At 30.6% G+C, this 17,882-nt stretch carries 19 protein-coding genes, 1 tRNA gene and 1 other annotated feature; of the genes, 3 read left to right on the top strand and 17 right to left on the bottom strand.

Going from position 1 to position 17,882, the window contains the following annotated elements; genetic code table 11:
• The 10 genes from JOC62_RS17775 to JOC62_RS17820 all read right to left on the bottom strand — a co-directional run.
• A partial coding sequence (locus JOC62_RS17775; protein ID WP_204596621.1) for a GTP-binding protein occupies positions 1-287 on the bottom strand: 287 nt, incomplete at its 3' end.
• Positions 288-346: 59 nt separating this feature from the next.
• A tRNA-Thr gene (locus tag JOC62_RS17780) sits at positions 347-422 on the bottom strand.
• 78 nt (positions 423-500) lie between these two features.
• The gene (gene sigH / locus JOC62_RS17785; protein ID WP_204596622.1) at positions 501-1,121 is read right to left on the bottom strand and encodes an RNA polymerase sporulation sigma factor SigH; all 621 of its coding nucleotides are present in this window, start codon (positions 1,119-1,121) and stop codon (positions 501-503) included.
• Positions 1,122-1,214: 93 nt separating this feature from the next.
• Entirely contained in the window at positions 1,215-1,727 is a 513-nt protein-coding gene (locus tag JOC62_RS17790; RefSeq protein ID WP_204596623.1) for an NYN domain-containing protein, read from the bottom strand.
• Positions 1,728-1,742: 15 nt separating this feature from the next.
• Positions 1,743-2,696 (bottom strand): 23S rRNA (guanosine(2251)-2'-O)-methyltransferase RlmB, encoded by a 954-nt coding sequence (gene rlmB / locus JOC62_RS17795; RefSeq protein ID WP_423883162.1) that lies wholly within the window; start codon positions 2,694-2,696, stop codon positions 1,743-1,745.
• Positions 2,697-2,739: 43 nt separating this feature from the next.
• Positions 2,740-3,159 carry a Mini-ribonuclease 3 gene (locus JOC62_RS17800; RefSeq protein WP_204596624.1) on the bottom strand — a complete coding sequence of 140 codons (420 nt, stop codon included), beginning with the start codon at positions 3,157-3,159 and terminating at the stop codon, positions 2,740-2,742.
• Between the two features lie 51 nt (positions 3,160-3,210).
• Entirely contained in the window at positions 3,211-4,620 is a 1,410-nt protein-coding gene (gene cysS, locus JOC62_RS17805; RefSeq protein ID WP_204596625.1) for a cysteine--tRNA ligase, read from the bottom strand.
• Between the two features lie 15 nt (positions 4,621-4,635).
• Entirely contained in the window at positions 4,636-6,351 is a 1,716-nt protein-coding gene (locus tag JOC62_RS17810) for a proline--tRNA ligase (protein WP_204596626.1), read from the bottom strand.
• A 77-nt stretch (positions 6,352-6,428) separates the two neighbouring features.
• Positions 6,429-6,610 (bottom strand) — a binding site (T-box leader).
• A 69-nt stretch (positions 6,611-6,679) separates the two neighbouring features.
• Positions 6,680-7,354, bottom strand: a complete 675-nt coding sequence (gene ispD / locus JOC62_RS17815; protein WP_204596627.1) for a 2-C-methyl-D-erythritol 4-phosphate cytidylyltransferase — start codon at positions 7,352-7,354, stop codon at positions 6,680-6,682.
• A gap of 11 nt (positions 7,355-7,365) precedes the next feature.
• On the bottom strand, positions 7,366-8,484 hold the full coding sequence (locus JOC62_RS17820) for a PIN/TRAM domain-containing protein (RefSeq protein WP_204596628.1): 1,119 nt from the start codon (positions 8,482-8,484) through the stop codon (positions 7,366-7,368).
• A gap of 307 nt (positions 8,485-8,791) precedes the next feature.
• Between JOC62_RS17820 and JOC62_RS17825 the strand changes: the two genes are divergently transcribed.
• The gene (locus tag JOC62_RS17825; protein ID WP_204596653.1) at positions 8,792-9,190 is read left to right on the top strand and encodes a nucleoside triphosphate pyrophosphohydrolase family protein; all 399 of its coding nucleotides are present in this window, start codon (positions 8,792-8,794) and stop codon (positions 9,188-9,190) included.
• Between the two features lie 65 nt (positions 9,191-9,255).
• Here the strand turns inward: JOC62_RS17825 and disA are convergent, their stop codons facing one another.
• The 4 genes from disA to JOC62_RS17845 all read right to left on the bottom strand — a co-directional run bounded on the left by disA (position 9,256) and on the right by JOC62_RS17845 (position 13,324).
• Positions 9,256-10,320 (bottom strand): DNA integrity scanning diadenylate cyclase DisA, encoded by a 1,065-nt coding sequence (disA, locus tag JOC62_RS17830; protein ID WP_204596629.1) that lies wholly within the window; start codon positions 10,318-10,320, stop codon positions 9,256-9,258.
• A gap of 16 nt (positions 10,321-10,336) precedes the next feature.
• On the bottom strand, positions 10,337-11,704 hold the full coding sequence (gene radA / locus JOC62_RS17835) for a DNA repair protein RadA (RefSeq protein WP_204596630.1): 1,368 nt from the start codon (positions 11,702-11,704) through the stop codon (positions 10,337-10,339).
• Between the two features lie 172 nt (positions 11,705-11,876).
• On the bottom strand, positions 11,877-12,605 hold the full coding sequence (gene nagB, locus JOC62_RS17840; protein ID WP_204596631.1) for a glucosamine-6-phosphate deaminase: 729 nt from the start codon (positions 12,603-12,605) through the stop codon (positions 11,877-11,879).
• The gene (locus JOC62_RS17845; RefSeq protein WP_204596632.1) at positions 12,602-13,324 is read right to left on the bottom strand and encodes a GntR family transcriptional regulator; all 723 of its coding nucleotides are present in this window, start codon (positions 13,322-13,324) and stop codon (positions 12,602-12,604) included. The genes nagB and JOC62_RS17845 overlap by 4 nt, the downstream gene beginning before the upstream one ends.
• A 135-nt stretch (positions 13,325-13,459) precedes the next feature.
• On the opposite strand from JOC62_RS17845, the gene JOC62_RS17850 reads away from it, so the two are divergent.
• On the top strand, positions 13,460-13,630 hold the full coding sequence (locus tag JOC62_RS17850) for a hypothetical protein (protein WP_204596633.1): 171 nt from the start codon (positions 13,460-13,462) through the stop codon (positions 13,628-13,630).
• Between the two features lie 154 nt (positions 13,631-13,784).
• The gene (locus tag JOC62_RS17855) at positions 13,785-14,015 is read left to right on the top strand and encodes a glutaredoxin family protein (protein WP_204596634.1); all 231 of its coding nucleotides are present in this window, start codon (positions 13,785-13,787) and stop codon (positions 14,013-14,015) included.
• A gap of 58 nt (positions 14,016-14,073) precedes the next feature.
• Here the strand turns inward: JOC62_RS17855 and JOC62_RS17860 are convergent, their stop codons facing one another.
• From JOC62_RS17860 to JOC62_RS17870, 3 genes are all read right to left on the bottom strand, one after another.
• On the bottom strand, positions 14,074-14,298 hold the full coding sequence (locus JOC62_RS17860) for a glutaredoxin family protein (RefSeq protein WP_204596635.1): 225 nt from the start codon (positions 14,296-14,298) through the stop codon (positions 14,074-14,076).
• Between the two features lie 23 nt (positions 14,299-14,321).
• The gene (trxB, locus tag JOC62_RS17865; RefSeq protein WP_204596636.1) at positions 14,322-15,257 is read right to left on the bottom strand and encodes a thioredoxin-disulfide reductase; all 936 of its coding nucleotides are present in this window, start codon (positions 15,255-15,257) and stop codon (positions 14,322-14,324) included.
• Between the two features lie 182 nt (positions 15,258-15,439).
• Positions 15,440-17,878 carry an ATP-dependent Clp protease ATP-binding subunit gene (locus JOC62_RS17870; RefSeq protein WP_204596637.1) on the bottom strand — a complete coding sequence of 813 codons (2,439 nt, stop codon included), beginning with the start codon at positions 17,876-17,878 and terminating at the stop codon, positions 15,440-15,442.
• Between the last annotated feature and the right edge of the window lie 4 nt (positions 17,879-17,882).

The raw sequence follows: 17,882 nt of genomic DNA on the forward strand, positions 1-17,882 counted from the left end.
GCTCCTGTGATCATGTTCTTAACGTAGTCAGCATGTCCTGGACAGTCAACGTGAGCGTAGTGTCTATTTTCTGTTTCGTACTCAACGTGAGCTGTATTGATTGTGATTCCTCTTTCTTTTTCTTCTGGAGCCTTATCTATTTCATCATATTTGAATGATTCAGCGAACCCCTTGTTAGCTAATACAGTTGTGATAGCTGCTGTTAATGTAGTCTTACCGTGGTCTACGTGACCTATTGTTCCGATATTTACGTGTGGTTTACTTCTTTCGAATTTTGCTTTTGACATTATAAATTCCTCCTTATCACTCTAATAAACCTTGCCTAGTGTTTTGTACTTTTTTATGTTGGAGCTCACGATCGGGATTGAACCGACGACCTCCGCCTTACCAAGGCGACACTCTGCCAACTGAGCTACGTGAGCACTCAAAATATTGAGTTTTCTTTAATATACCAATTATAAAGTTTACTATCATTTTTTTTGTTTGTCAATAAAAATTAATTAGTTTATATCTAGGCATTTCTCAAGTTTTCTTTTTACTCTTTGCAGAGCATTATCTATTGATTTTGCATGTCTATCTAAATCACATGCAATTTCTTGGTATGATTTTCCATCAAGATAAGAATTTAAAACTTCTAATTCTAAACGAGATAGCACTTTCTCTATCTCCTCTTCTATCCTAATCTTTTCTTCTTGACTTATAACAAGTTCTTCTGGATCTGTTATTTTAAGCCCTGCTAACACATCTAACAAAGTTCTTTCTGATTCTTCCTCATATATAGGCTTGTTTAAGGATATATAGGTATTTAATGGAATATGCTTTTGTCTTGTTGCAGTTTTTATTGCTGTTATTATTTGTCTTGTAACACAAAGTTCTGCAAATGCTTTAAACGTTGAAAGTTTATCAGGATTAAAGTCCCTTATAGCTTTATAAAGTCCTATCATACCCTCTTGATAAATATCTTCCTTGTCAGCACCAATTAAAAAATAAGACTTCGCTTTTGTTTTCACAAAGCTCTCATACTTATTTATCAAATATTCTTGCGCTAATACATTTCCATTCTTTGCTTCTATTGCTATTTCTTTATCATCTTTTTGATCAAACTCTAAATATTTCGTCATAGAATACCCACCATTCTCCACATTTTACCCTTAACACCTAACACCTTATCATATTTGCTATTATACATTAGCTATTTAAGCGAAGTCAACATATCAGCGACTTCTACGTAATTCTTCTAACTTATTTAATACATCTTCATCAATATTATCTCCTAAGTTATTTTTTTGAGAATTCATATTATGCTCAGCTTTTATTCTTATCTTATTTTCCAACCCAATAACTTCATTGTAAAACTCCAGCGAAGACATCCTTACAGCACCTCTTTGGAATATGGTTTGCTGTTCTAGCCAATCTGATGTAACTACATAAACTTCATATCTTCTACCAATAGAATGTACTTCCTTTTCTATGTATGCATCGGCAGTTTCACCATCTTTAGTGAAAACTATAGATAGATTTTTATTAATTTCTTCTTTATTTTCTATATTGCCTGCTACCTTATGACCATCAAATACTAATATTACCTTACAATCATTATAACTTCCATAATTGTGTAGTATATCCACTAGTTTATTTCTTGCTCCATCAAAGCTAATGTTTTTTAAGTCTTTTAAATTTGGCCAGGAATTTAAAACATTATATCCATCTATAAATATAATTTTCACATCTCATCCCTCTTTTTATTTTAATCTACCCTTTAGTACTTCATACATCATTATACCACCAGCTACTGATGCATTTAAAGAATTTATTTTTCCAATCATAGGAATCTTAACTAATTTGTCACATTTTTTAAGAGTTAATTTAGATATCCCTCTTCCTTCACTACCTATTATTAGTGCACATGGTCCACTAAAGTCCACTTCATAACTATATTCTGTTCCCTCTATATCTGCACCGTAAACCCAGATTCCTTGCTCCTTTAATTCATCAATTGTACTATTTATGTTAGTAACTTTTGCTATTTTAACATGTTCAACTGCTCCAACTGATGACTTATAAACTGTAGGAGTTACTCCGACATTTCTTCTTTTTGGTATTATAATACCATTAACCCCACAAGTTTCCGCAGTTCTGATTATTGATCCTAAATTGTGAGGATCTTCTAACTCATCTAATATTACTATAAAAGGAGCCTCTCCCTTTTTCTTAGCATCTTCTAATATATCTTTTACTTCAAAATAATTATATGGAGTTATTCTTGCTATTACTCCTTGATGAACAGCACCACTTGCCATTGAATCTAATTTTTTCTTATCTACCTCTTTAATTACTACCTTCTTATCTTTTGCAAGATTAATTATTGCATTTATAGATCCTTCTTTAGGGCCATTTGTTATATATAATGCTTCTATTGTCTTATCGCTCTTTAAAGCTTCCATAGCAGCATTTCTGCCTATTATTAAGTCTTCTCTTACTTCTTCAACTTGATTGCTAGGCACCACTTTTTCTACTCTTGTTCTAGCTGCTTTATCTTCTCTAAACTTATCTTCTCTTGATCTAACTGGTCTATCTTCTCTAAATCTTTTATTATCTTTTCCTCTAGGACTAAATCTATCTTCCTGCCCTCTCTCATCTATACTTCTATTGCTTTTTCTATCATCTCTTCTTCTATTTTGGTTACTCTTTTTTATTCTTGTCATATTAAATAACTCCTTACCTAGTTATATTTAAAAATTACTGTTCCTTACATATTTCTATGCTTTTATTAAATACAAACTCTAGTCTTTCCTTATCATTTATTAAATATAAATATCCAACTAAAGCTTCAAATCCTGTTGCCATTCTATAATCCCTTACATCTGCATTTTTAGGAACTGTTGCTGACTTAGCGTTTCTTCCTCTCTTGTAGATATAACTTTCTTCTTCAGTTAGTAATTCTTCTATATTGTGCATTATATCCGATTGACTCTTTGCTTTAACATATCCTATAGCTTTTCTATGTATCTTATGAGCTGAAAGTTCAGTATTATTTGAAAGTATATAGTCTCTTATAAATACTTCGTAAACTCCATCTCCAACTAATGCTAACTGAAGTGGATTTAATCTTCTAGCTTCATCTTTGCTAAATTCTCTTACTCTAAAATTTTCTAACATATTATTGCTCCTTTAAATAAGGGCTGCACTTAACGCACAGCCCCTTTTTAATTAGTTAACCTTTTTCCATCTAACTCCTTGTGGAGTATCTTCAAGTACTATATCTCTTGCTTTTAAGTCATCTCTTATCTTATCTGCAAGTGCAAAGTCTCTATTTTTCCTAGCTTGTTGTCTTTGTTCTATTAAAGCTTCTATCTCGTCTGCTTCATCAGCTAAATCAGCCTTAGTTGATTTTTGTAGCATTCCAAGTGGAGCTCCAAGTTCTCTTATTAATGCTAAAGCTTTTTCCGCTAACTCTCTTGATGATTCGGCATTAATATTAGTATTTGTATCTTTTATTAAATCAAATATTGCAGTTATAGCATCTGCTGTATTAAAGTCATCATCCATCTTTTCTATATATTTTTCTTTATACTTATTTAGACTTTCTAAGTATTTCTTTTCTTCTTCATTCATTTCAGTTCTTGAAACTTCATCTATAAGATTTTCAAGATTACCTATTGCATTATATAATCTTTCAACTGATGCTTTAGCTGATTCTAATAAATCTTCACTGTAATTTAATTGAATTCTATAATGACATGAAAGCATTAAGAATCTAATTACATCTGAGTCATATTCTTTTAGTATATCTCTTGCTGTAAAGAAGTTATTTAATGACTTAGACATCTTTTGATTATTTACATTTACATAAGCTGAGTGTAACCAATAGTGAGCAAATGGCTCTCCTGTTAATGCTTCACTTTGTGCTATTTCATTTTCATGATGAGGGAATGCTAAGTCCATACCACCTGCATGTATATCAATTGTATCTCCTAATATCTTCTTTGCCATACATGAGCATTCTATGTGCCATCCTGGTCTTCCTTCTCCCCATGGACACTTCCAAGCAGGCTCCCCTTCCTTCTTTGCCTTCCATATAGCAAAGTCCATAGGATCCTTCTTTCTTTCATCTATGTTTATTCTAGCTCCAGCTTGTAGGTCATCTATATTTTGTCCTGATAACTTACCATATCCTTGGAACTTCTTTGTACTAAAGTAAACATCTCCATCTACTTCATAAGCATATCCTTTATCAATTAGTTCTTTTACAAACTTAATTATATCATTTATATACTGAGTAGCTCTTGGATTTACTGTTGCTCTTTCTATATTAAGCGCATCTGCATCAGTATAATATTCATTTATATACTTATCTCCAACTTCTTTTACTGAAGTTCCTTCTTCATTTGCTCTCTTTATCATCTTATCATCTATATCTGTAAAGTTCTGAACAAAATCTACTTTATAGCCTCTATACTCAAAGTATCTTCTTATTGTATCAAACACTATAAAAGTTCTACCATTTCCTATGTGGAAGAAGTTATATACTGTAGGCCCACATACATACATCTTAACTTCACCCGGAGTTATTGGTATAAATTCTTCTTTTTTTCTTGTTAATGTATTATAAAGCTTCATTCTTATTCCTCCTAACTATCTTAGTTTTAGGTTATTTTTTTCGAATTCTGCTCTGACTCTTTCTTTCGCATCTTCTATCTTTATTGTTTCATTTTCTCCGCCAGTTCTTAGCTTAAATTCTACTTCTCCATCACCTATCTTCTTTCCTACTGTAATTCTCATAGGAATTCCCATAAGTTCTGAATCTTTGAATTTAACTCCAGCTCTTTCTTTTCTATCATCTAAAAGAGCTTCAACTCCCATTTCTCTTAATTCATTATAGATTTCTGAAGCAATCCTCATTTGATCTTCATCCTTTGAATTAACAGCTATTACTGAAACATGATATGGTGCGACCTCTAAAGGCCAGATTATTCCGTTTTCGTCATGGTGTTGTTCTATTATTGATGCAACTGTTCTTGTAACACCTATTCCATAACATCCCATTATAAATGGCTTTTCTTTTCCGTTTTCATCAATAAATTTAGCATTCATAGCTTCTGAGTACTTAGTTCCTAATTTAAATATATGACCTACCTCAGTTCCTCTTGCTATAGTAACTTTTCCGCCACATTTAGGACAAGCTTCTCCCTCCTCTATGTTTCTAAAGTCACCAACTACTCCCTCGAATTCTCTTCCGTAATTAACACCTGTTAAGTGGTATCCTGTTTCATTAGCTCCAACAACCATGTTGTACATATTACTAACTTCTTCATCTACTAATAATAAGTCTACTCTTAATCCTACAGGACCTGCAAATCCAGTTTCTGCATTAGTAGCTCTCTTAACTTCTTCATGTGATGCTAATTCTATATCTCCTGATGCATTAGAAGCATTAGCTACTTTTACTTCATTAACTTCTCTATCTCCTCTAACTAAAACCCCAACTAATTTTCCATCTACATTGTATATTAAAGTTTTAGCTGTCTTTTTTGGAGAAACACTTAAGAATTCTGATACTTCTTCTATGCTTCTACTATCTGGAGTTTCTACCTTTTGCATTGCAACTAATTCTTCAGCTTCTGCAATTTCTGCTTTTGTCTCTGCTTTTTCAATATTTGCAGCATAATCACATTCAGTACAGAATACTACATCATCTTCTCCAACTTCTGATTTAACCATAAATTCTGCTGAGTTTGATCCTCCGATTGCTCCTGAATCTGCTTCAACACATTTTGCATCTAATCCACATCTATTAAATATATTTACGTATGCATCATGCATTTTATCATATGCTAAATCTAGTCCTTCTTGATCCTTATCAAAGCTATAAGCATCTTTCATTATAAACTCTCTTGATCTCATAACTCCAAATCTTGGTCTAGTTTCATCTCTATATTTAGTTTGTATTTGATAAAGATTTAATGGTAATTGCTTATATGATTTTATTTCATTTCTCGCAATATTTGTAAATACTTCTTCATGAGTTGGTCCTAAACAGAATTCTCTATTATTTCTATCTGTAACTCTAAACATTTCAGCTCCATAAGCATCCCATCTTCCTGATTCTTGCCATAATTCTGCTGGTATCATAGCTGAAGCTAAAAGTTCTTGAGCTCCTGATTTATCCATCTCATCTCTTACTACATCTTCGACCTTTTTAAGAACTTTTACTCCTAAAGGTAAGTGATTATATACTCCTGATGCCATTTTTCTTATTAGTCCTGCTCTAAGCATTAACTGATGACTTGCTATTTCTGCTTCTGCTGGAACTTCTCTTAAAGTTGCAATTAGCATATTAGACATTTTCATAATAATATCCTCCTAATTTCTATGTGAATTTAATTTATTTCTTACTTTTTTAGATATAAAAAAAGCCGCCCTATTAACAATAGGGCGACTATTAATCGCGGTACCACCTAAATTTTTTCTCTAATAATGATAACGGTATTAAACCGATAGTTTTTTCCTATTACTCAGAAGCTGGTTCAAAATCTAGTTGAGAACCTTACAGCCTATGGATTCTCTCTCTGAAAAAGCGATTTCTACTATTCTTCTTCATAGTTCTTAATTTATATGGAATTATACTTAACTAATTATAACTTCTAAAATTTTCACTGTCAACATAGTGATATTATCGCTAATTATCAGCTAAATATCTCGCTAAAATCAAATCTTCTGGAGTAGTTATTTTTATATTAGTATATTCTCCATCATACAAGAAAACTTTATGTCCAAAGGTTTCAACAACCATAGTGTCATCAGTTACCTTTATATTATTCTCTTTAACTTTGTTGTGACACTCTAATATAAGATTATAATCAAATATCTGTGGTGTTTGAACAGCTATAAGTTGTTCTCTCTTAAGGGTTTCCTTTGATAATCCATTTTCATCTTTAACTTTAATAGTATCTTTTGGCATAACACCTGGTGCTACTGCTTTAAATTTTTTAGCTGCTTTTATTCCTTCTGCTATAATTTTATCTGTAACAAACGGTCTAGCACCATCATGAATTAGTACAATATCAGTTTTTTCTATAGCATTTAATCCGTTTAAAACTGAATCCTGTCTTTCATCTCCACCTTCAACTATTTTATCTATTCTTAACTTATTTTTATCTAGCACTTCTTTTTTACAGTATTCAATCTCATCCTTTGGAAGAACTAATATTATTTCATCAATTAATTCATTTTCCATAAACTTTTTAATTGTGTAATAAAGTATAGGCTTATCATTTATTGATATAAATTGTTTACTTATATCAGCACCCATTCTTTTTCCTCTTCCTCCAGATAGAATAATGGCACTATTCATTAAACTCTCCTTTAGTTCTCTTTAGGTCTAGCAAATATCATTCTACCAGCAGCTGTTTGTAATACCGATGTAACTATAACACCTATTGTTTTAGTCATGTACTTTCTTCCGCCTTCTACTACTATCATAGTTCCATCATCTAAATATGCTACTCCTTGGCTTGCTTCTTTTCCGTCCTTAACAACTTCTACAGTCATTTCTTCCCCTGGAATAACAACTGGCTTTATTGCATTTGAAAGCTCGTTTATATTTAGAACTGGTACACCTTGAACTTCTGCTACTTTATTTAAGTTATAATCATTAGTTATTACTTTTCCATCTAATGTTTGGGCTAATTTTAAAAGTTTAGCATCTACTTCTGCTATCTTTGGAAAATCTCCCTCCCATATTTGAGTTTCTATATCTAGTTCCTTTTGAATCTTATTTAATATATCAAGTCCTCTTCTACCTCTTGTTCTCTTAAGTGAATCTGATGAGTCAGAAATATGTCTTAATTCATCAAGAACAAAATTTGGTATAACTAATGGACCTTCTATAAATCCTGTTTCACAGATATCAAATATTCTTCCATCAATTATTACTGATGTATCTAACACTTTTGGTATAGACCTTCCCTCTTTCGAATTAGCTTTACTCTTCTTTTCCTTATTTACTTTTTCTTTTGCAGAACTTGACTTTTTCATTGATAATATAAGATTATTCATATCATCTTTCTTTTCAACCATTATTTTCATACCTATTATTGCACTTAGTAAATTTACTAAAACATATAATATTGGTCCTAAAGCCCCAGCAAAATCATTTAGTGGTCTTGCAACAAAGAACATTATAATTAAAGCTATGACAGCTCCAATAGCTCCGTATATAATCTCCGTTAAAGTAAATTTTCTCATATTCTTTTCAGTATAATCAATAAGTTCAATTATCGCCCTATATATTATCGGAGATACTAAATACATAATAATACCAACTAATAAAGAAATAAAAATAAGAAATAATACCGAACCAACTGTACCTGACAGATACCCTATCTTTCTAACAGCTTCAATTTTCAAAATTGAATCTCCAATTATATAACCAAGTAACAGCCCCATTAATGTTAAAATGCCTCTAATTAACTTTTTAAACATTTTATCACCTCCTTATTAAAATTGTTGCCAAATTTGTTATATAAAATTCTTTTAATATAATGATTTATAAAAATAAAGCATTGTTTAGTTAATTATACCATATTAAAAAGTACCCTTAAATGAAGATTTTCTTAATTTAAGTTAACGTTTTAGTGACGTTAACTTTATACCCCCTATATTTAAAAATTAAAATAGTATATGATTATTTTAATAAATGGTTATTTACTTAAATCCACATTGACAATTATTGCCTAGAAAATTTATAATTAATCTAAATATATTAAACACTAGCAAGGAGTTGAGACAAATGAAAGATATTATTTTTGATGATTTTCAAAATTCTGTAAACGATTCTTTATTAAGACATAAAAGCATTTTAGACACTTTGAGTAAATATGGCGAATCAAATGCCAGAGTTAATAGAGCAATTATTAAAGCTGTAACTAATTGTGGTTGTATTAAAATAAATGCTAGCAAACAATGCATACCAAAAGAAAACGATTCAATAGAAGAACTTACTGATTGCTTCAAGAATCATATTGATGGAACCTTATGTAATAATTGTCGCGAAGTAATTGAACGTGAAATGGGGAATAACATTTTCTATCTTACATCTCTTTGCAACAATTTAGGCATAAATTTATATGATGTATTACTTCAAGAGAATGATAAAGTTACTACCCTTGGTAAATTCAATTTTAGATAATGATAAAATTAATAATAAATAAAAAAGCGATATCTAACATAAATTTAGATATCGCTTTTATTTATCTATAATTCCACCTTTAATGAAGCCTGATCGTTTATTCTTCTTAATCCATTCCTTATAGCTTTTGCTCTTGCTTCTCCTATACCTTCAACCTTATCTAAATCATCTATATCTGCCTCTATTATTCTATTAAAACTTTCAAAATGATTTATTAAGTTTTCTATTACCGTTGAAGGAATTCTAGCTATCTTACTAAGCATTCTATATCCCTTAGGAGATATTAGTGTATCTGCAAGAGGTGCGTATCCATATCCTAAAACTCTAGCTATTGCTTCTAAATCAATAAGTTCTTCTGAAGTTAAGTTTTGTATGCTTTCATATATTTCATTATGATCTTTGTCTGGACAGCTATAATCTCTTATTAAAAATATACCATCTCTTTCTATATGTCTTATAAGTTCATTTAATTGCATTGATATAAGTCTACCTTCATTGCCAAGTTCAAGAATGTATATTCTTATCTCCTCTACAATCCTCATAACCATTTCTGTTCTTTGAATTGCAGTAACAACATCAAAAAGTGTTGTTAGATCTTGAAATTCTAATAAATTTAAATTATTTATTACTCTTTCAAGTACCGAAACATATTTTTCCAAGGTTTGAACCGCTTGGTTTGCTCTTCCAAGAATTACACTACTCTCTCTTAAGACATACTTTAATTCACCTTTATAAACTGTAATTATATTTCTTCTTTGTGATATAGCTACTACTATATTCCCAGTTTCTCTAGCAACCCTTTGTGCCGTTCTATGTCTAGTTCCCGTTTCAAATGTAGGTATTGATGCACTAGGTACTAATTGTGCATTTGCACGCACTATTTTTTTAATATCTCCACTAAGTACAATTGCCCCGTCCATTTTAGCTAATTCATATACGTATGCAGGAGAATACTCGGAATTAATTGTGAATCCGCCATCCACTATACTCATAACATTTTCGTTATCTCCTAAAACAATCAAGCCTCCAGTTTTTGCTCTAAGGATATTTTCAAGCCCTTCTCTTAATTGAGTTCCTGGACACATTATTTTTAGTATATTTTTGATTTCAATATCTCTTTCTAACCTCATACACTCACCTATTCTCCTAGAATATCTTACTTATCGCTTCCCTTATATTGCTAACACCTAAAATTTTAATAGATTTATTAGTTACTTTTTCTCTATTTCTTGTAGGTATTATTGTATTTTCAAATCCCATCTTTTCTGCTTCATTTACAAGTCTATCAACTGATGCTATTGGTCTTATTTCTCCAGTTAATCCAACCTCGCCAACTAATAACACCTTAGGAAGTTTAATCCCTTTTCCCTTCATACTTGAAAGTAATGCTATAGCAAGACCAAGATCTGCGGTTGTACCGTCTAAATTTAATCCACCAACAACATTTACATAAACATCATGATTATAAAATGGTATTCTTAACTTTTTTTCTAAAACAGCAAGTATTAAACTTAATCTTTGATTATCAATTCCAACTGCTGTTCTTCTTGGCATTACAGCTTTAGTCTCTGTAACTAATGCTTGAATTTCTACTAAAATAGGTCTTGTTCCTTCCATAATACCAATTACAACTGAGCCTTCTTGATTAAAGGTTGTATCTTCAAGAAAAATACCAGATGGATCATATATCTCTACCAATCCTTCTTGTCTCATTTCAAATACACCAATTTCACTTGTTGTTCCAAATCTATTTTTCATAGTTCTTAAAATTCTAAATTCTTCAGTTCTTTCGCCCTCAAAATAAAGTACTGTATCTACCATGTGCTCCAAAACTCTTGGTCCTGCAAGTTCACCTTGCTTTGTTACATGAGCTACGATAAATAAAGGTATATTTCTTTTCTTACCAATTCTCATTATCTGGTTAGAACATTCCTTTACTTGTGATACACTTCCCGGTGCAGAGGTAACACCTTCTTTATATACAGTTTGAATAGAATCTATTATTACAAATTTAGGCTCTAACTCATCTATATATACTTCTATTGTATCCAAATTTGTCTCTGATACAATATATAAATCATTAGAAGCTACACCTAATCTATCACCTCTTATTTTTATCTGTTCTTCTGACTCTTCTCCGGATACATATAACACCTTACCATATGTTTTTGCAATATTATTTGCAGTTTGTAGTAATAATGTAGATTTACCAATACCAGGATCACCAGATATTAGTGTTAATGATCCCTTAACAAGACCCCCACCTAATACTCTATTTAACTCATTTATTCCTGTATTATATCTTTCTTTGTCTCCAGATTTAATATCTCCTATACTCTTTGGCATATTTTCAGGCTTAAGTTTTTTTACTATATCATTTTTAACTTGAACTTTATTATCTCTTACTTCTTCAACAAATGTATTCCATGAATTACAAGATGGGCATTTTCCAAGCCACTTTGCAGATTCATAAGCACATTCTTGACAAATATATATTGATTTTACTTTAGCCATTAAAAACACCCTCTACTTCTTCCTTAACTTGTGTGTAAAGATACACTCTACCTATATTATAATAACATACAATTGTACTAATATAACATTTTAGAGCTATTTTTTGTACTGTTTAATTTATGAAAAAAAGGATTATCAAGTAATTGATAATCCTTTTCTAATCTTTAGTAAATTATTTTACAAATTTTGCAGCTACTTCATCAATTATAACAGTAACATCTCTATGCATGTTAAGCATTGTTACAGGACATTTTGTTGTTATTTTTCCACTAAATAACTCTTTCATAGCTTCTGCCTTACCTTCTCCACTTGCTATTAATAATATCTTCTTTGATTTCATTATTTGACCTAATCCCATAGTTATAGCTGTCTTTGGAACCTCTTCCATCGAATCAAAGAATCTTGAATTTGCCTCAATTGTACTTTCAGTTAAACCTGTAAGATGAGTTCCTGAAATTAAAGCTTTATCTGGTTCATTGAATGCTACATGGCCATTATTACCAACACCTAATAATTGAATATCTGTTCCACCTAATTCATCTATTTTCTTATCGTAAGCTTTTCCTTCTTCTTCAATATTTTCTGCCAATCCATTTGGTACATAAGTTTTTTCTTTATCTATATTTATATGATCAAAAAGATTTTTATTCATGAAGTATCTATAACTTTGCTCATGAGTACCTGCAAGACCTATATACTCATCAAGATTTACTGTAGTCACTTTACTAAAATCAACTTTACCCACTTTATTCATATTTATTAATTCCTTGTACATTCCAATTGGAGTACCACCTGTTGCAAGTCCTAAAACTGCATCTGGCTTTTCATTAATAACTTTACCCATTACCTCTGCTGCTACTTTACTCATTTCTTCATAATCTTTAACTATTATTAGTTTCATTTTAATTTCCCCTCTCTCCTCGATATATTGACCTCTAAAATATATTTATCTGATCTATAAATTGATTCTTCTACAAAAAGAATATTATTATTTTCATCTAAAGTAGTACCAAAGGTACTTATTAATGGAAGTACTTTACTAACTCTAAATAACTCTTTGTAAAAGTCATCCATTACAATAGCTTTTATTGCTGATTCTGAATGATTTATGAAATGTCCATTTTCCTCTATTATTTTAAATAACGAACCCTTTAACATTTCATCATTTAATTCTCCGCATACTCTAGGTGATATATGTACTACTTCGTTTGCTATACATTCACCATCCACTTTTCTCATTCTATTAATTTTATATACTTTTTCATCTTTTAATAAATCTATTAATTCTTCTGGAGTATCTATAAGCTTGAACTCTAAAAGTTCAGTTTCTAGATTTCCACCTGATTTTTCTATAATATCAGTAAAACTCATAACATCTTGTTGTCTTACCTTGGGCTCACAGACAAATGTACCTTTTCCTTTTTCCCTTACTAATATCCCTTCTTGCACTAATTCACCTAAAGCTTGTCTGATTGTCATCCTACTAACTTCATAATGCTCCGCAAGCTCTCTTTCGCTATCTATACATTCTCCTACTTTCCAGTAACCTTTTGAGATTTTTTCTAAGATAGCCTCCTTTAATTGAAAGTAAACTGGAATTGGACTATTTTTATCTATCATATCTGTTCCTCCTAAATTAATTATATATCTTTAAGTTATAGTTGTCTAGACCACTATACAATTTAAATTTATTTTTAGCATAATAATTTTATTTTATACAAATAATAATTATACAATTTTAAAGGAGATGATACTATGATTGATAAATCAAAACTTGCCAATTCTATTTTAAATACTCAAAATACTACTAAACCTGATCTTCCTCTCAATGTAAGTGAAAGCTTCTCCAATACTATTTCAGATGGTGATGTATCTAATAATTTTATTCTAAATTCATATTTGGACAATAAAGATGTAATCAAATAGAGTTTTTGATATATAATATATATTAGTAATTTAATTGTTACACAATGTATACAATAGCCGGCTTGAATTTAATAATCATTTAGAGTAAAATTTAAGAAAAGATATTCAATAATAATAATTATTATTATTACTGTTAAGCAAGGAGGAATTTAATATGATAAAAGTATATACAACTAATTCATGCCCTTGGTGTGTAAAGGCAAAGGATTATTTAACTAAAAAAGGCGTAGAGTTCACTTCATTAAATGTTCAAGATGATATGGAAGCAAGAGATGAAATGCTTAAGAAATCAAAACAAATGGGAGTTCCAGTTCTAGATATAAACGGAACAATCATAATAGGATTTGATAAACCAGCTATAGATAAAGCACTAACTAGCCTTTAATTAATAAAATTAATAAAAAAACCCCTATTACTAAATTTAGTAATAGGGGTTTTTTATATTATTTTAAAGCTTCGTCTATTGCTTTTTTATCAAAGCCAACAATAACTTTACCATCAATATCTAATACTGGTACTGTTCTTTGTCCTGAAACTTTTTGAACTTCATTTCTATCTTCATGTTTGTCTGCAACATTTACTTCCTCGAAAGCTATTCCCTTCATATTTAAATACTTCTTCGCTTTAACGCAAGCTGGACACCATGATGTTGAATAAATTTTTATCATAATTTTCTACCGCCTTATTTAACTTATTTATTTAATTTCTTTATATATTTTTCTGCTTCTAATGCAGCAATTGTTCCGTCAGCAACTGCTGTTGTTATTTGTCTATATTCTTTTTCTCTAACATCACCTATTGCATAAACACCCGGGATGTTTGTTCTCATATTTTCATCTGTAATTATATATTGACCTTTACTTATATTTATATATTCTTTAAATAGATTTACCATTGGCTCATGACCAATTGATCCAAAGACAGCCTCTAAAGCTATTTCCTTTTCTTCTCCTGTTATTGTATTCTTTATTATTCCTTTTTCTACGAAATCTTCACCATCAACAGCTATTAAATCCTCATTATAAAGAATTTCTATCTTTTCATTCTTTTCAACTTCTTCAAGAACTGCCTTTTCTCCTCTAAAGTAATCATATCTTCTAATTAAATATACTTTTTCTGCAAAGTTTGTTAAGAAGATAGCCTCTTCTAATGCAGTATTTCCTCCACCTACTATACCAATAACTTTATTTTGATACATAGCTCCATCACATACTGCACAGTAGTGAACACCCTTACCTGCAAATTTTTCTTCATTTCTTATTGGTAATTTTCTTGGAGATGCACCTGTTGCAATTATTAATGCTTTTGGTTTATATATAAATTCTTCAGTTTCTACTATTTTTTCTTCTCCATCTAATTTAACATTTTCTATAATATCGAATTCTTCAATTGTAGCTCCAAGTTCTTCCGCTTGTTGTTGCATAATGTCTGCAAGTTCTGATCCCGCTACTTTTTTAAATCCTGGGTAATTTTCTACAGTATAACTATTTCTGACTTGACCACCCATTACTTTATCTTCTAATAGTAACATGTCTAATCTTGCTCTAGATGCGTATATAGCTGCTGTTAATCCTGCTGGTCCACCACCAACTATAATTAAATCAATTTCTTTTACTTGCTTTGCCATTATTTCAGCCTCCTTACCCCAGTGGGGTATATCTATTATGTTTTATTATAACACTAAATTTTATTATTTCAATAAAATATTTTATAAAACGATTATTTTTACAAGTTTTTTACATATATCACTAATCATTAATATATGCAAAAAAATATAAAGGGAGCATAATTATTTACTCCCTTTATAACTTAACTTATATTCTTAAATTTTATACATTCTTCATTTATAAATGCTTCTAAATTTTTTCCCTTTCTTATAGTTCCTTTTAATATTTCTTCACTTAGCTTATCTTCAATTTCTTTCGTTATTATCCTTCTAAAAGGTCTCGCTCCGTATTCATTACCCTTACATTTATTTAATAAATATTCCTTTATTTCTTCATCAAAATATATATCGATATCACTTTTTCTTAGTCTATTTTTCATTTCCTTAAGCATAATATCTAGAATATCTTTCATAGAATCTCTATCTAATTTATGAAATACAATAGTATCGTCTATTCTATTTATGAACTCTGGTCTAAAACTTTTTTTAAGGTCTTCTAATATATTATCTTTCATTGAATTATACTCATTTTCTTTATCATTGCTAATTAAGAAACCTACATTCCTTTGTTTATTTAATTTATGAGCTCCTATATTTGAAGTCATTATAATTATAGAATTTTTAAAATTAACTAGCTTTCCTTTGCCATCTGTTAGTCTTCCATCCTCTAGTATTTGTAATAATATATTAAATACATCTGGATGCGCCTTTTCAATTTCATCTAAAAGAATTACAGAATAAGGTCTTCTTCTTATAGCTTCGGTTAATTGACCACCTTCATCATATCCTACATATCCTGGAGGAGCTCCTATAAGCTTAGATACTGCATGCTTTTCCATATATTCTGACATATCAACTCTTATCATATTATCTTCATCACCATATACAGCCTCAGCTAAAGCCTTACATAATTCAGTCTTCCCAACTCCAGTAGGTCCTAAGAATATAAAACTTCCAATTGGTCTATTTGGATCTTGAAGTCCAACCCTTGCCCTTCTTATAGCCTTTGCTATTGAGGACACTGCTTCACTTTGGCCTACCACCCTTTCATGAAGCCTATCTTCTAACTTAAGTAATCTCTCACTTTCCTTTTCAGTAAGTTTTGAAACAGGTATATTAGTCCAACTTGAAACTACTTTAGCTACATCTTCTGTTCCAACTACTAGTGTATTTACAGAATTATTAGTGCTCCAGTCACTTAGTCTATTGTTAAGTTGCTCTTTCAACTTCTTTTCCTTATCTCTAAGTGCTGCTGCTTTCTCAAACTCTTGAACCCTTATAGCTTCTTCTTTTTCTTTTATCGCTATCTGTATTTCCTCTTCTATGCTCTTTAAATCAGGTGGAGTTACAAGTGTTTCTATTCTAACCTTAGCAGAAGCCTCATCAATTAAGTCTATTGCTTTATCAGGCATAAACCTATCTACAATATATCTTTCCGATAACTCTATAGCTGATTTAAGAGCCTCATCTGATATCTTGATTTTATGGTGAGCTTCGTACTTATCCCTTAAGCCTTTTAAAATTTCTAAAGTTTCATCTATATTTGGCTCTTCTACATTAACAGGTTGGAATCTTCTCTCTAATGCCGTATCTTTTTCTATATGTTTTCTGTACTCATCTGTCGTTGTTGCACCTATACATTGAACATCGCCTCTTGCAAGAGATGGTTTTAATATATTAGAAGCATCAATAGCTCCTTCAGCACCACCAGCTCCAATAATAGTATGAATCTCATCTATAAATAAAATTATATTTTTATTACCTTTTATTTCCTCAACAACCTTTTTTAATCGTTCTTCAAACTCACCTCTATATTTTGCACCTGCGATTATATTGGTAAGGTCTAATGAAAATATCTGCTTATCCTTAAGTATCTCCGGAATATTTCCTTCTACTATCTTTTGAGCTAATCCTTCTATAACAGCCGTCTTACCAACTCCGGGTTCTCCTATTAGGCAAGGATTATTTTTCACTCTCCTACAAAGTATTTCTAAAACCCTTTGTGTCTCTTTATCCCTACCTATAACAGGATCAAATGCACCTTCCTTTGCAAGCTTAGTCATATTAACACTATATTGCTTAAGTACAGGCATATCATCATATAAATCTTCATCCTCTTCATCTTGAAGTAACACTTCATCTTCTTTTGCATCTAAAAATAAATTTATATCATTTATTATTGATTTAACATCAGCTTCCAGTTGCAATAATATAGTATATGCAACACCATCTTCCTCTTTAAGAAGTGCTAAAAGTATATGCTCAGGATTTACGTATTTATGATTATAGTTTTTAGCTTCTTTAAAACTTATATCTAATAAATGCTTAGTTCTTGGAGTTAATAATAATTCTGATATTGAAATATCAATTTCCCCATACCCTAAGTAACTCTCTATCTTTTCTCTTATATCATCATCACTTATATTATTTTTATTTAATACACTTGCTGCATACCCACCTTCTTTTAATATCCCAAGAAGTATATGCTCCGTACCAATATATCCGTGTTTAAAGTTACGAGACTCCTTCTTAGCCTCTAGTATTACAGCTTCAGTCCTTTCCGTAAATCTCCCATTACCCATGTAT

Source organism: Clostridium sardiniense (assembly GCF_016907995.1).
In the GTDB taxonomy this organism is placed as follows: Bacteria; Bacillota; Clostridia; order Clostridiales; family Clostridiaceae; genus Clostridium; species Clostridium sardiniense.

Excerpts from the sequence above, each read along its gene's own strand:
- sigH (WP_204596622.1), bottom strand. The coding sequence starts at position 1,121 with ATGACGAAATATTTAGAGTTTGATCAAAAAGATGATAAAGAAATAGCA.
- JOC62_RS17800 (WP_204596624.1), bottom strand. The coding sequence starts at position 3,159 with ATGTTAGAAAATTTTAGAGTAAGAGAATTTAGCAAAGATGAAGCTAGA.
- cysS (WP_204596625.1), bottom strand. The coding sequence starts at position 4,620 with ATGAAGCTTTATAATACATTAACAAGAAAAAAAGAAGAATTTATACCA.
- JOC62_RS17810 (WP_204596626.1), bottom strand. The coding sequence starts at position 6,351 with ATGAAAATGTCTAATATGCTAATTGCAACTTTAAGAGAAGTTCCAGCA.
- ispD (WP_204596627.1), bottom strand. The coding sequence starts at position 7,354 with ATGAATAGTGCCATTATTCTATCTGGAGGAAGAGGAAAAAGAATGGGT.
- JOC62_RS17820 (WP_204596628.1), bottom strand. The coding sequence starts at position 8,484 with ATGTTTAAAAAGTTAATTAGAGGCATTTTAACATTAATGGGGCTGTTA.
- JOC62_RS17825 (WP_204596653.1), top strand. The coding sequence starts at position 8,792 with ATGAAAGATATTATTTTTGATGATTTTCAAAATTCTGTAAACGATTCT.
- disA (WP_204596629.1), bottom strand. The coding sequence starts at position 10,320 with ATGAGGTTAGAAAGAGATATTGAAATCAAAAATATACTAAAAATAATG.
- radA (WP_204596630.1), bottom strand. The coding sequence starts at position 11,704 with ATGGCTAAAGTAAAATCAATATATATTTGTCAAGAATGTGCTTATGAA.
- nagB (WP_204596631.1), bottom strand. The coding sequence starts at position 12,605 with ATGAAACTAATAATAGTTAAAGATTATGAAGAAATGAGTAAAGTAGCA.
- JOC62_RS17845 (WP_204596632.1), bottom strand. The coding sequence starts at position 13,324 with ATGATAGATAAAAATAGTCCAATTCCAGTTTACTTTCAATTAAAGGAG.
- JOC62_RS17850 (WP_204596633.1), top strand. The coding sequence starts at position 13,460 with ATGATTGATAAATCAAAACTTGCCAATTCTATTTTAAATACTCAAAAT.
- JOC62_RS17855 (WP_204596634.1), top strand. The coding sequence starts at position 13,785 with ATGATAAAAGTATATACAACTAATTCATGCCCTTGGTGTGTAAAGGCA.
- JOC62_RS17860 (WP_204596635.1), bottom strand. The coding sequence starts at position 14,298 with ATGATAAAAATTTATTCAACATCATGGTGTCCAGCTTGCGTTAAAGCG.
- trxB (WP_204596636.1), bottom strand. The coding sequence starts at position 15,257 with ATGGCAAAGCAAGTAAAAGAAATTGATTTAATTATAGTTGGTGGTGGA.
- JOC62_RS17870 (WP_204596637.1), bottom strand. The coding sequence starts at position 17,878 with ATGGGTAATGGGAGATTTACGGAAAGGACTGAAGCTGTAATACTAGAG.